Annotated in this window: 19 protein-coding genes; all 19 read left to right on the forward strand. The window is 31.2% G+C overall.

The window, feature by feature from the left end; all coding sequences use genetic code 11:
• Positions 1 to 10 precede the first annotated feature (10 nt).
• The 19 genes from rplO to cwlD all read left to right on the forward strand — a co-directional run bounded on the left by rplO (position 11) and on the right by cwlD (position 12186).
• Positions 11 to 454, forward strand: coding sequence for a 50S ribosomal protein L15 (gene rplO, locus LEQ07_RS11860; RefSeq protein WP_021428219.1), 444 nt, complete (start codon positions 11 to 13; stop codon positions 452 to 454).
• 44 nt (positions 455 to 498) lie between these two features.
• Positions 499 to 1767 (forward strand): preprotein translocase subunit SecY, encoded by a 1269-nt coding sequence (secY, locus tag LEQ07_RS11865; protein ID WP_046823508.1) that lies wholly within the window; start codon positions 499 to 501, stop codon positions 1765 to 1767.
• Between the two features lie 14 nt (positions 1768 to 1781).
• On the forward strand, positions 1782 to 2432 hold the full coding sequence (locus LEQ07_RS11870) for an adenylate kinase (protein ID WP_263330777.1): 651 nt from the start codon (positions 1782 to 1784) through the stop codon (positions 2430 to 2432).
• Positions 2432 to 3178, forward strand: coding sequence for a type I methionyl aminopeptidase (gene map, locus LEQ07_RS11875; protein WP_046823510.1), 747 nt, complete (start codon positions 2432 to 2434; stop codon positions 3176 to 3178). Before LEQ07_RS11870 ends, map begins: the two co-directional genes overlap by 1 nt.
• A 21-nt stretch (positions 3179 to 3199) precedes the next feature.
• Entirely contained in the window at positions 3200 to 3349 is a 150-nt protein-coding gene (locus LEQ07_RS20165) for a hypothetical protein (protein ID WP_317852076.1), read from the forward strand.
• Positions 3350 to 3501: 152 nt separating this feature from the next.
• Entirely contained in the window at positions 3502 to 3720 is a 219-nt protein-coding gene (gene infA, locus LEQ07_RS11885) for a translation initiation factor IF-1 (RefSeq protein ID WP_021122032.1), read from the forward strand.
• 34 nt (positions 3721 to 3754) lie between these two features.
• Positions 3755 to 3868, forward strand: a complete 114-nt coding sequence (gene rpmJ, locus LEQ07_RS11890; protein WP_003373491.1) for a 50S ribosomal protein L36 — start codon at positions 3755 to 3757, stop codon at positions 3866 to 3868.
• Positions 3869 to 4034: 166 nt separating this feature from the next.
• Positions 4035 to 4406: a 30S ribosomal protein S13 gene (gene rpsM / locus LEQ07_RS11895; RefSeq protein WP_021122034.1), complete on the forward strand. Its 372-nt coding sequence runs from the start codon at positions 4035 to 4037 to the stop codon at positions 4404 to 4406.
• Positions 4407 to 4430: 24 nt separating this feature from the next.
• Positions 4431 to 4829: a 30S ribosomal protein S11 gene (gene rpsK / locus LEQ07_RS11900; protein ID WP_021428214.1), complete on the forward strand. Its 399-nt coding sequence runs from the start codon at positions 4431 to 4433 to the stop codon at positions 4827 to 4829.
• A gap of 17 nt (positions 4830 to 4846) precedes the next feature.
• Positions 4847 to 5470: a 30S ribosomal protein S4 gene (gene rpsD / locus LEQ07_RS11905; RefSeq protein ID WP_021428209.1), complete on the forward strand. Its 624-nt coding sequence runs from the start codon at positions 4847 to 4849 to the stop codon at positions 5468 to 5470.
• Positions 5471 to 5547: 77 nt separating this feature from the next.
• Positions 5548 to 6495, forward strand: a complete 948-nt coding sequence (locus tag LEQ07_RS11910) for a DNA-directed RNA polymerase subunit alpha (RefSeq protein WP_046823512.1) — start codon at positions 5548 to 5550, stop codon at positions 6493 to 6495.
• A 19-nt stretch (positions 6496 to 6514) separates the two neighbouring features.
• Positions 6515 to 6856: a 50S ribosomal protein L17 gene (gene rplQ / locus LEQ07_RS11915; RefSeq protein WP_046823513.1), complete on the forward strand. Its 342-nt coding sequence runs from the start codon at positions 6515 to 6517 to the stop codon at positions 6854 to 6856.
• A 342-nt stretch (positions 6857 to 7198) separates the two neighbouring features.
• Positions 7199 to 8038 carry an energy-coupling factor transporter ATPase gene (locus tag LEQ07_RS11920; protein ID WP_263330815.1) on the forward strand — a complete coding sequence of 280 codons (840 nt, stop codon included), beginning with the start codon at positions 7199 to 7201 and terminating at the stop codon, positions 8036 to 8038.
• A complete protein-coding gene (locus LEQ07_RS11925; protein ID WP_021428217.1) occupies positions 8026 to 8892 on the forward strand; it encodes an energy-coupling factor transporter ATPase in 867 nt (288 codons plus the stop codon). The genes LEQ07_RS11920 and LEQ07_RS11925 overlap by 13 nt, the downstream gene beginning before the upstream one ends.
• On the forward strand, positions 8886 to 9683 hold the full coding sequence (locus LEQ07_RS11930) for an energy-coupling factor transporter transmembrane component T family protein (protein WP_046823515.1): 798 nt from the start codon (positions 8886 to 8888) through the stop codon (positions 9681 to 9683). The genes LEQ07_RS11925 and LEQ07_RS11930 overlap by 7 nt, the downstream gene beginning before the upstream one ends.
• An 11-nt stretch (positions 9684 to 9694) precedes the next feature.
• Positions 9695 to 10426 carry a tRNA pseudouridine(38-40) synthase TruA gene (truA, locus tag LEQ07_RS11935; protein ID WP_263330816.1) on the forward strand — a complete coding sequence of 244 codons (732 nt, stop codon included), beginning with the start codon at positions 9695 to 9697 and terminating at the stop codon, positions 10424 to 10426.
• 119 nt (positions 10427 to 10545) lie between these two features.
• Positions 10546 to 10977, forward strand: coding sequence for a 50S ribosomal protein L13 (gene rplM, locus LEQ07_RS11940; protein ID WP_021428215.1), 432 nt, complete (start codon positions 10546 to 10548; stop codon positions 10975 to 10977).
• Positions 10978 to 11005: 28 nt separating this feature from the next.
• Positions 11006 to 11398, forward strand: a complete 393-nt coding sequence (gene rpsI / locus LEQ07_RS11945) for a 30S ribosomal protein S9 (RefSeq protein WP_021431517.1) — start codon at positions 11006 to 11008, stop codon at positions 11396 to 11398.
• Between the two features lie 71 nt (positions 11399 to 11469).
• Positions 11470 to 12186: an N-acetylmuramoyl-L-alanine amidase CwlD gene (gene cwlD / locus LEQ07_RS11950; protein ID WP_046823517.1), complete on the forward strand. Its 717-nt coding sequence runs from the start codon at positions 11470 to 11472 to the stop codon at positions 12184 to 12186.
• Positions 12187 to 12526 lie beyond the last annotated feature (340 nt).

The following is a 12526-nucleotide window of genomic DNA, read 5'->3' on the forward strand; positions in this document are numbered from 1 at the left end:
GGTGCAATCCATGAAGTTACATGAATTAAGACCTGCTGAAGGTGCAGTTTCTTCTAAAAAAAGATTAGGAAGAGGTACTGCTACTGGACAAGGTAAAACTTCAGGACGTGGACAAAAAGGTCAAAAGTCTCGTTCAGGTGGTGGAGTAAGAGTTGGATTCGAAGGTGGACAAATGCCACTTGCTAGAAGACTTCCTAAGAGAGGATTCAAGAATCCTTGTAAGAAAGTTTACTCACTAGTTAACGTAGAAACTTTAAATAGATTCGAAAACGGAACAGAAATAACAGCTGAATTACTTAAGTCAACTGGAGTAATAAGCAAAATAGAAAAAGACGGCGTTAAAATCTTAGGTGAAGGTAACTTAGAAAGAGCTTTAACTATAAAAGCTGCTAAGTTTACTGCTTCAGCGCAAGAAAAAATAGAAAAAGCTGGAGGAAAAGCAGAATTAGTTTAATCTAATCTGCTAACTCTTGGCCATAAGGCAGGGGTGAGTTTAACGTGCTGTCAAACTTAAAACAAGCTTGGAAAATAAAAGATGTAAGAAGAAAAATTTTATATACTTTGATGATGATTGTTATCTTTAGGATAGGATGTACAATTCCTGTTCCTGGAGTTAATAGAGATATTATAAAGGGAATGGTTGACGGAAACGGTCTTCTTTCCCTGTATAATATGTTTACAGGAGGAGCTTTTAGCAACTTTACTTTATTTGCATTAGGAATCAGTCCTTATATAACGGCATCTATAATCATTCAACTTTTAACTATCGGATTCCCATCTCTTGAAGAACTTCAAAAGTCTGGTGAAGAAGGTAAGAAAAAGATAAATAAATACACTAAGTATACAGCATTAGGATTAGCTATAGTACAAGCTATCGGTATAACACTAGGAATAGTGAGACGTGCTTTACAAACAGATAGTGTATTTTTTATAGTTACTGTTATAGTCACATTAATTTCAGCAAGTATGCTTTTAATGTGGATGGGAGATAAGATTACTGAAAAAGGATTAGGTAATGGAAGCTCTGTAATAATATTTATAGGGATTATATCGAGAATTCCTAAAGACATAACTCAATCAATATCTCAATTTGAAAGCGGAAGTGTTGGATTATGGGTATTAATAGTTATGGCTGTAGTATCGCTTCTTACAGTAGCTGCGGTTACATATATACAAGAAGCTACAAGAAAAATACCTGTACAATATGCTAAAAGAGTTGTAGGAAGAAAAACATATGGGGGCCAAAATTCCCATATACCAATGAAAGTAAATCAATCTGGAGTTATTCCAGTTATATTTGCAAGTTCACTGTTAGCTTTCCCTCAAACTATAGCTATATTTATGGGAAAAGATGCTCAAGCATTTGTAACTAAATTCTTATCTCCAAGTGGAGAGCCAGGATTCTGGATATATTTAGTTATAGAAGTTGTGTTAATAATATTCTTCTCTTATTTCTATACTACTATATCGTTCAATACTGAAGATATAACTAATAATATGAAAAATAGTGGAGGTTTTATACCAGGTATAAGACCGGGTAATCCAACCATGGATTACTTAAATAGAATATTATCAAGATTAACTTTAGCAGGAGCATTATTCTTAGCTGTTATAGCTGTAATTCCTTCTATAATAGGTAAATTTACTGGAGTACATTTAAGTTTAGCTGGTACATCATTACTTATAGTTGTAGGTGTTGCATTAGAGCTTAAGAGACAGCTAGAATCAAATCTAGTAATGAGAAGCTATCAAGGCTTTTTAAAATAAATGGAGATGATCATATGAGAATAATATTACTTGGACCTCCTGGTGCGGGTAAGGGTACTCAAGCAGCAGGAATAGTAGAAAAATACAATATACCTCATATATCAACTGGAGATATATTCAGAAAGAATATAAAAGAAGGTACAGAACTTGGTAAAAAAGCTAAAGGATATATAGATCAAGGTCTTTTAGTTCCAGATGAATTAACAGTAGGTTTAGTTACTGATAGAATAGCTCAACCTGATTGTGAAAAAGGATTCATGTTAGATGGATTCCCAAGAAATGTAGCTCAAGCTCAACATTTAGATGAATATCTAAAAGAAGTTGGTATATCTTTAGACAAAGTTGTTAACATTGAAGTTTATAAAGATATATTAGTAGGTAGAGCAGTAGGTAGAAGAATCTGCAAATCTTGCGGAGCTACTTACCATGTTGAGTTTAACCCTCCAAAAGTAGATGGCGTATGCGATGTATGTGGAGGAGAACTTTACCAAAGAGCTGATGATAATGAAGAAACTGTATCAAAAAGAATACAAGTTTACTTAGATGAAACTAAGCCTTTAGTTAACTATTATTCTGAAGAAGGTATAATAGCTAATATAAATGGTCAACAATCTATAGAGAATGTATTTGGAGATATAGTTGAGGCTCTAGGAAGTGAAAAATAATGATTATTTTAAAATCTAAGCAAGAGATTGAACTTATGAGAGAATCAGGTAAAATCGTTGCTGAAACACATGAGATTTTAAGAGATGCTATTAAACCGGGAATATCTACTTTAGAGTTAGATGAAATAGCTGAAAATCATATTAGAAAATATAATGCTATCCCATCTTTTAAAGGGTATAACGGATTTAAAGGATCTATATGCGCTTCTATTAATGAAGAAGTTGTACATGGAATACCTGGATCTAAAAATTTAAAAGACGGTGATATTATAAGTATCGATATAGGTGCTTATTTTAAAGGATATCATGCAGATTCAGCAAAAACACATGCGGTAGGCATAATATCTGAAGAGGATAGGAAATTAATAGAAGTAACAAAAGAAAGCTTCTATGAAGGATTAAAGTTTGCTAAACTAGGATGTAGACTTTCTGACATTTCGCACGCAGTACAAACACATGTAGAAAATAACAATTTTTCTGTAGTTAGAGATCTTGTAGGGCATGGGGTTGGTAAACAACTACATGAAGATCCTCAAATACCTAATTATGGACGACCAGGTAAGGGCCCTAAACTTAAAGAGGGTATGGTTCTTGCAATAGAGCCTATGGTTAACTATGGTACACACTATGTTAAAATGTTAGGTGATGGTTGGACAATTGTTACAATAGACTCTAAAAAGTCAGCTCATTATGAGCATACGATAGCTATTACTGAAGATGAACCTTTGATATTAACAAAGTTATAGTCAGAAATGTAGGTGGAAATTATGCTATCAAGTAACATAAGTGTAGGGCAAGTTGTTAAAAATACATCTGGAAGAGATGCTGGGAGATTATTTTTCGTAGTAAAAATAATTGATGATAAGTATGTTCTTATATCCGATGGTAAAAAAGAAAACTTGAAAATCCTAAACTAAAAAAAGTTAAGCACTTGCAAAAGTATGATATTATTAATTGTATAGTTAAAAATAAGATAGAGTCTAATGAATCTATCACAAATACTTTTTTAAGAGCTGAACTTGGAAAGTTAAACAATGTTTAGCTTATTGAATGGAGGTTTGGTTAGTTAATGGCCAAAAAAGATGTTATAGAATTTGAGGGTACAGTTACAGAAAACTTACCTAATGCTATGTTTAAAGTCAAGCTAGAAAATGGACATGAAGTTTTATGTCATCTTTCTGGGAAGCTAAGAATGAACTTTATAAGGATTCTTGAAGGAGATAAAGTTAATGTTGAGCTTTCTCCATATGACCTTACAAGAGGAAGAATTACTTGGCGTAAGAAGTAGACTATCGATGCTAGTCTATAAGGAGGGATTAATAATGAAAGTAAGACCATCAGTAAAACCAATATGTGAAAAATGTAAAGTAATAAAGAGAAAAGGAAGAGTAATGGTTATATGTGAAAATCCTAAGCACAAGCAAAAGCAAGGTTAATAAATTGTGCTAGCATTTTGTTAAATATTATAGTATAATATCATATTGTGATAATTAACAAACTTTTTTTGGATTTTATATAAACATGAATCGGAATTAACTTATTATTTAAGAAAATTTAATCATGAAAAAAGTTAAAAAAGTTAAGTTGTAGGAGGTGCAAAGTATGGCAAGAATAGCTGGGGTAGATTTACCTAGAGAAAAAAGAGCAGAAATAGGCTTAACATATATCTACGGTATAGGTAAGGCAACTGCTAACGAAATATTAGCTAAAGCTGACATAGATCCTAACGTAAGAATCAAAGATTTATCTGAAGATCAAGTAAATGATTTAAGAAAGATAATAGATAATGATTTCTTAGTTGAGGGAGATTTAAGAAGAGAAATAGCTTTAAACATAAAGAGATTAAGAGATATAAAATGTTACAGAGGTATGAGACATGCTAAAGGTCTTCCTCTAAGAGGTCAAAAGACTAAGACTAACGCTAGAACTAGAAAAGGTCCTAGAAAGACTGTATCTCGTAAGAAGAAGAAGTAATAGTTAGAAGAGGAGGGAAGAATAATGGCTAAACCAAAAAAGAAAGTTACACGTGTTAGAAGAAGAGAGCGTAAAAACATAGAACGTGGACATGCTCATATACAATCAACTTTTAACAATACTATAATAACTTTAACAGACGTTCATGGTAACGCATTATCTTGGGCAAGTTCTGGACAATTAGGATTCAAAGGATCAAGAAAAGCAACTCCATTTGCATCTCAAATGGCTGCTGAAACAGCTGCTAAAGCTGCAATGGAACACGGATTAAAGACTGTAGAAGTATTCGTAAAAGGACCAGGTTCTGGTAGAGAAGCTGCTATAAGAGCTTTACAAGCAACTGGATTAGAAGTAACTATGATAAAAGACGTTACTCCAATACCACACAACGGATGTAGACCACCAAAAAGAAGAAGAGTGTAATATAGGAGGTGTAATTAATGGCAAGATATACAGGTGCATCATGTAGACAATGTCGTAGAGAAGGAATGAAGTTATTCCTTAAAGGTGACAGATGTTATACTGACAAATGTGCTATAGTTAAGAGAAACTATGCTCCAGGACAACATGGACAAGGAAGAAAGAAAGTTTCTAACTATGGATTACAATTAAGAGAAAAACAAAAAGTTAAGAGAATATACGGAGTTTTAGAAACTCAATTCAGAAATTTATATGAGCGTGCTGAGAAAACACCTGGAATAACAGGGGAAAACTTATTAAGCTTATTAGAAAGAAGATTAGACAACGTAGTTTACAGAATGGGATTAGCATCTTCTAGAAAAGAAGCTAGACAATTAGTAAGACACGGTCACTTCACTTTAAACGGACATAAGGTAGATATACCTTCTTTAACAGTTTCTAATGGAGATGTTATAGCTGTTAAAGAAACATCTAAATCTTCTGCAAAATTCAAAGGATTAGTTGAAAATAGCTCAAGAATAGCTCCTAAATGGTTAGATGCTAGCTTAGAGAACATGACAGCTTCTGTTGTTGCTAATCCAGGAAGAGAAGATATAGATCTTGAAATAGCTGAACACTTAATAATAGAGCTTTACTCTAAGTAATAAGTATAGTTATAAAAAATATTTTAAGATTTTGTTTACCCTCAGTGGATTAATAAATTTTAAGGAGGGTTTTGTCCATGATAGAAATAGAAAAACCAAGAGTAGATATAATTGAAATTAGCGAAGACCATAGATATGGTAAATTCGTTATAGAGCCTCTAGAGAGAGGTTATGGAATAACTATAGGTAATGCACTAAGAAGAATATTATTATCTTCTTTACCAGGAGTAGCTGTTAACTCTATAAGAATAGATGGAGTTCTTCATGAATTCTCAACAGTGTCTGGTGTTAAAGAAGATGTTACAGAAATAATATTAGCATTAAAAGAATTATCAGCTACTATAGATGGTGAAGGAAGTAGAACACTTAAAATAGAAGCACAAGGACCATGCACAGTAACAGGAGCTGACATAATATGTCCTCCAGATGTTGAAATAATAAGCAAAGACTTACATATAGCTACGCTAGATGATAATTCTAAGCTTAACATGGAAATATCTGTTAATAAAGGAAGAGGTTATGTATCTTCTGAAGACAATAAAACAGAGCATATGCCTATAGGAGTTCTTCCTGTAGACTCAATATATACTCCTGTTGAAAAAGTTAGCTACCATGTAGAAAATACTAGAGTTGGTCAAAAATCAGATTACGATAAATTAATACTTGAAGTTTGGACTAATGGAAGTATAAATCCTCAAGAAGGAATATCACTTGCAGCTAAGGTTCTAGTTGAACATCTAAATCTATTCATAGATTTAACAGAGCATGTAAGCAATGTTGAAATAATGGTAGAAAAAGAAGAAGATCAAAAAGAAAAAGTTCTTGAAATGACTATCGAAGAACTTGACTTATCAGTTAGATCTTACAACTGTTTAAAGAGAGCGGGAATAAATACAGTTGAAGAACTAGCTAATAGATCTGAAGAAGATATGATGAAAGTTAGAAACTTAGGTAAAAAGTCATTAGAAGAAGTTATCCAAAAGTTAGAAGAACTTGGATTAAATCTTAAACCAAGCGAAGAGTAAGCGCAAAGGAGGGATAAGCATGGCTAAGTACCGTAAATTAGGACGTGTAACTGCTCACAGAAATCTTATGTTAAGAAACTTAGTAACAGACTTACTAAGAAATGGAAAAATAGAAACTACAGTTACTAGAGCAAAAGAAACTCGTAGAATGGCAGAAAAGATGATAACTCTTGCTAAGAGGGGAGATCTTCATGCTAGAAGACAAGTTTTAGCTTATGTTTTAGATGAGACAGTAGTTAACAACTTATTCACTGATATAGCTCCAAAATATGCAGAGAGAAACGGTGGATACACTAGAATAATGAAAATGGGACCAAGAAGAGGCGACGCTGCTGAAATGGCTCTAATAGAATTAGTATAGTATATAAAGGATTAGGCTTAGCCTAGTCCTTTTTTTATATTTAATAAAAATGTTAATATACAAAAACGATAATAAGTTATAAGGAATTATTTTATACTTGAATAAAAAAATAACAAAATTATGAAATTACTTGAGTTATAAATTAAATTGTCCGTTTAGTTATGAAGGTAAATAAATTTTTATTTTATAAATGAGTTTTGAAATTTGATGAAGATAAAATGAAATATAAAGTCATACACATATATTTTAGGTGGATTTTTATATTAATTTAGAATTTAAATTGTGTTATAATACAATAGAAATTGTAAATTAAGAGCACTACTAACAAAAGGAGAAAAGTTTATGAAAGTTAATGATATAGTAAGTGTTGAAGATATTTCATTTGAATATGTAACAGAAGATGATAAGTTTAAAGCTATAGACAACTTGAGTTTAAATGTAAAGCAAGGAGAGTTTGTTGTAGTTATAGGTCATAATGGATCGGGAAAATCAACTCTTTCTAAAAACTTAAATGCAATTCTTATGCCAACGAGTGGAAATATTTATATAAATGGATTAAATACAAAGGAAGAAAAAAATCTGTGGGATATTAGACAAACTGCAGGTATGGTATTTCAAAACCCAGACAATCAAATTGTTGCCACTATAGTAGAAGAAGATGTTGCATTTGGACCTGAAAATTTAGGTATAGATCCTCCAGAAATAAGAAAAAGAGTAGAAGAGTCTCTTAAAAGTGTGGGGATGTATGAAATGAGAGATAGACAACCTCATTTACTATCAGGAGGACAGAAACAAAGGGTAGCAATAGCGGGGATAATAGCTATGAAACCTAAATGTATAATATTTGATGAGGCTACAGCTATGTTAGATCCATCTGGAAGAAAAGAAGTAATGAAAACAATTAGAAGGTTAAATAAAGAAGAAGATATAAGCATAATGCATATAACTCATTTTATGGAAGAAGCAGTTGATGCAGATAGAGTTATTGTTATGGAAAAAGGGAAAAAAGTATTGGAAGGTGCTCCTAAAGAAGTTTTTTCTAAAGTAGAAATGTTAAAAAATATAGGCTTAGATGTTCCGTGCATGACTGAATTAAGTAAAGAACTTAAAGAAGAAGGATTAGATATAGATGGAGATATATTAACTGTAGATGAGATGGTGGTGAAACTATGTCAATTGTAATAAAAAATTTAACTCATATATACAATGAAGGATTACCATTTGAAAGTAGAGCCTTAGATGATATAACATTAGAGATTAAATCAGGTGATTTTGTTGGTTTAATAGGTCATACAGGTTCTGGGAAATCTACTTTAATTCAACATTTAAATGGAATTCTTAAACCTTCATCGGGAAAAATTTTAATAAATGAATTTGATATAACCGATAAAAATTTAAACTTAACAGATATAAGAAAAAAAGTAGGTGTTGTATTCCAATATCCTGAGTATCAGCTATTTGAAGAAACTGTCGAAAAGGATATAGCTTTTGGACCTTCAAATTTAGGTTTAGGAGAAGAAGAGATAAGCAATAGGATTAAAGCATCTATGGAAGCTGTCGGACTTGATTATGAAGCGTTTAAAGATAAATCGCCTTTTGAGTTATCAGGAGGACAAAAAAGAAGGGTAGCAATAGCTGGAGTTATAGCTATGAATCCAGAAGTGTTAATATTAGATGAACCAACAGCAGGATTAGACCCAAAAGGTAGAGATGAAATTTTTAAATTAATAAAAGACTTACATGAAGAAAAAAATATGACCATAATATTATCTTCTCATAGCATGGATGACATGGCTAAGTTAGTAAAAACTATAATAGTTATGAATTCAGGTAAGGTTGAGTTTATGGGACCCACAAGAGAAGTGTTTAATAATCACTCTAGTAGACTTAAAGAGATTGGCTTAGATATACCTCAAGTATTGGAATTATCTATAAAATTAAAAGAACATGGGTTTGAGATAAAAGAAGATGCAATTACTATAGAAGAAATTAAAAACGAAATAATAAGAGTTATGAGAGGTAAGGGAAAATGTTAAAAGATATAACAATAGGCCAATATTATCCTACAAACTCGAGTATTCATAAGTTAGATGCTAGAGTTAAGCTTATAGCAACGTTTATATTTATGATATCTTTGTTTATAATAAATAAATTTTGGCCATATTTAATAGTGGTAGCAAGCTTGATTGCAGTAATAGGTTTATCTAAAATACCAGTAAAGTTCATTATGAAAGGATTAAAACCTTTAAAATGGATTATAATATTTACATTTGTAATTAATATATTTTTTATACCTGGAGACCCTATATGGTCATTTGGATTTGTAAAGATAACATACCAAGGTGTTAGTCAAGCTATATTTATGGCTTTAAGACTTATATTTTTAGTTGTAGGGACATCTCTTTTAACACTTACTACATCACCTATAGAACTTACAGATGGTATAGAGAGACTATTGAATCCTTTTAAAAAAATAGGATTTCCAGTTCATGAGTTAGCTATGATGATGACTATAGCTCTAAGATTTATACCTACTTTATTAGATGAAACAGATAAAATAATGAAAGCTCAAATGTCTAGAGGAGCAGATTTTGAAAGTAAAAATATCATAAATAGAGCTAAGAACCTAGTTCCACTATTAATACCTTTATTTATTAGTGCTTTTAGAAGGGCTGATGAGCTAGCTATGGCTATGGAAGCTAGATGTTATAGGGGTGGAGATAATAGAACTAAGATGAAAGAGTGTATAATGACTAAAGCAGATTATATAGCATATGTTGTACAAGTTTTATACTTAGGAATTGTAGTGTTTATAAGATTTGTTTAAAGAGGTATAATATGAGAAATATAAAATTAACTATCCAATATAATGGTAAAAGATTTTGTGGATGGCAAAAGCAAAATGATTCATTGGGTATTCAAGGTAATATTGAACAATCAATAAAAGATATAACTAATGAGAGTGTAAAAATAACTGGATCTGGAAGAACAGATGCAGGGGTTCATGCGTTGGGACAAGTTGCAAATTTTAATACGGAGTGTAATATTCCTATTGAAAAAATACCTAATGCATTAAATTCTAAGTTGCCGAAAGATATAGTTATAATAAATGCAGAAGAAGTTAATTTAGATTTTCACTCTAGATATTCAGCTAAAGGAAAAAGGTATAGATATATTATATATAATAACCGATATAGAAGCCCTATATATAGTGATATTTCTTATTTTGTAAAATATGATTTAGACTTTGAAAAGATGAAAAAAGAAGCTGAATCATTAAAAGGAGCACATGATTTTAAGGGATTTATGAGCTCGGGATCAAGTGTTAAAGACACAGTTAGAACTATTTATGATATAGATATTTCAAAGTGTGAAGACTTGATAGTTATAGAAATTGAAGGGAATGGATTTTTATATAATATGGTTAGGATTATAGTTGGAACGTTAGTTGATATAGGAAGAGGGAAAATAGATAATAGCATGTCGAGCATAATAGAATCAAAGTTGAGATCGATGGCAGGACATACAGCTCCAGCACACGGATTATTTCTCAAAAAAGTTGATTATTAGCTTGACACACTAGGGTGCATGTATTAAAATATACAAGAGTGTGTTAATAAGTCCACTTGCCCCGGACTTGACATAGACGGTAAAATATCATATGGAAATAAGATAAGGAGGGACTTGTAATGAAAAGTTATATAGCTAAACCAGCTGACGTACAAAGAAAATGGTACGTAGTTGATGCTGAAGGAAAAACATTAGGTCGTATGGCTACTGAAATAGCTACAATATTAAGAGGAAAGCATAAACCAACTTTCACTCCTCACGTTGATGGTGGAGATTTCGTTGTTGTTGTAAATGCTGATAAAGTAGTTTTAACAGGAAAGAAATTAGATCAAAAGATGTACAGATACCACACTGGATATGTAGGTGGATTAAAAGAAATAACATATAGAGAAATGATGGAAAAGAAACCTGAAGAGGTTGTTATGCATGCTGTTAGCGGTATGTTATGTAAGAACAAATTAAGAAGCAGAATGATGACTAGATTAAGAGTATTTGCTGGACCAAATCACGGACACGAAGCTCAAAATCCAGAAGTTTTAAACTTTAAATAATCATAACGGGTGAAAGGAGGAGTTAATCATGGCTAACGTTCAATACTATGGAACAGGAAGAAGAAAACACTCTGTAGCAAGAGTAAGATTAGTTGCAGGTGAAGGAAATATAATAGTAAATGGAAGAAAAGTTGAAGAATTCTTCAACTATGAAACTTTAATAAGAGATGTTAAACAACCATTAGTTTTAACAGGAACTGAAAACAAATACGATGTTATAGTAAAAGTTGAAGGTGGAGGATTCACTGGACAAGCTGGAGCTATAAGACATGGTATATCTAGAGCTTTATTAACAGTAGATGCTGAGTTAAGACCAGCTTTAAAGAAAGAAGGTTTCTTAACTAGAGATGCTAGAATGAAGGAAAGAAAGAAATACGGATTAAAGGCAGCAAGAAGAGCTCCACAATTCTCAAAGAGATAATTATATATGTTTACTCAAAGACTTTGGAATATTCCAAAGTCTTTTTTATATAATATATGGGGTGATATTATATGAAATATATTAAGCATGTAAGTTTGATTGGAGCTCTTTTATGCTTTTTGGCTATATTTATATTTGAAGTCAAAAAGAATTCCCAAGATGTATTGACTTATATGCCTGTAACTAATAAGGTTATTCTTTTAGATGCGGGACATGGAGGTATAGATCCAGGTGCTTTGAGTGATGATGAGTCTGTTGAAGAAAAAGATATAAACTTACAAATAACGTTGAAGCTAAGAGAGTTGTTAGAATCAAGTGGATGTTTAGTATTATTAACTAGAGAAGATGATATTAGTTTGTACGAAGAGAGCCCAGATAAGACAACTAGACAGAAATATAATGAAAACTTAAAAAATAGGAAGAAAATGATTGAAGAATCAGGGGTAGATGCTTTTGTATCTGTTCATCTAAATAAATTTGAACAGAGCAAATATTATGGAGCTCAAACTTTTTATCCTCAAGGACAAGATGATAGCAAATTGTTATCGAAATTTATTCAAGATGAATTAAAGAGAGTTGTAGATGAAACAAATCAAAGAGAAGTTAAACCAAGTAATGATATTTATTTATTGAAGGATAATAAAATACCTTCAGTGTTAATAGAGTGTGGTTTTTTATCTAATGAGAAAGAATCTAAACTATTGAATGATGAAAAATATCAAGAAAAAGTAGCTTGGGCTATATATGCAGGCATTCAAAAATATTTTGGAACAAATGTACATAATTAAATTGAAATATGTAAAAATAACTTATATATTTAAATATATAAGTTGTTTTTTTATGTCTTTTTATGTATATAAATATAAAATTAAACATAAAAAGAACAAGTTGAATTGTAGCAATTTCAATAGATTTAACTTTTGAATGAAAATATTTTTTAATTAAGAATAAAAAAATATAAAAACTATTGACCTTATTAATTCAAGATGGTATAGTATTACTTGTCCTTAAGAAAAGGGCAAAACAAATTAAGAACTTTGAAAATTAAACAGTAGGTTAATTATATAAATTCTTTTTTAAAGAATTAAACACAAACAACCAAGCCAGATATTCAGATAATGATTAGCT

This window comes from Paraclostridium sp. AKS73, assembly GCF_025671395.1.
Taxonomy (GTDB): domain Bacteria; phylum Bacillota; class Clostridia; order Peptostreptococcales; family Peptostreptococcaceae; genus Paraclostridium; species Paraclostridium benzoelyticum.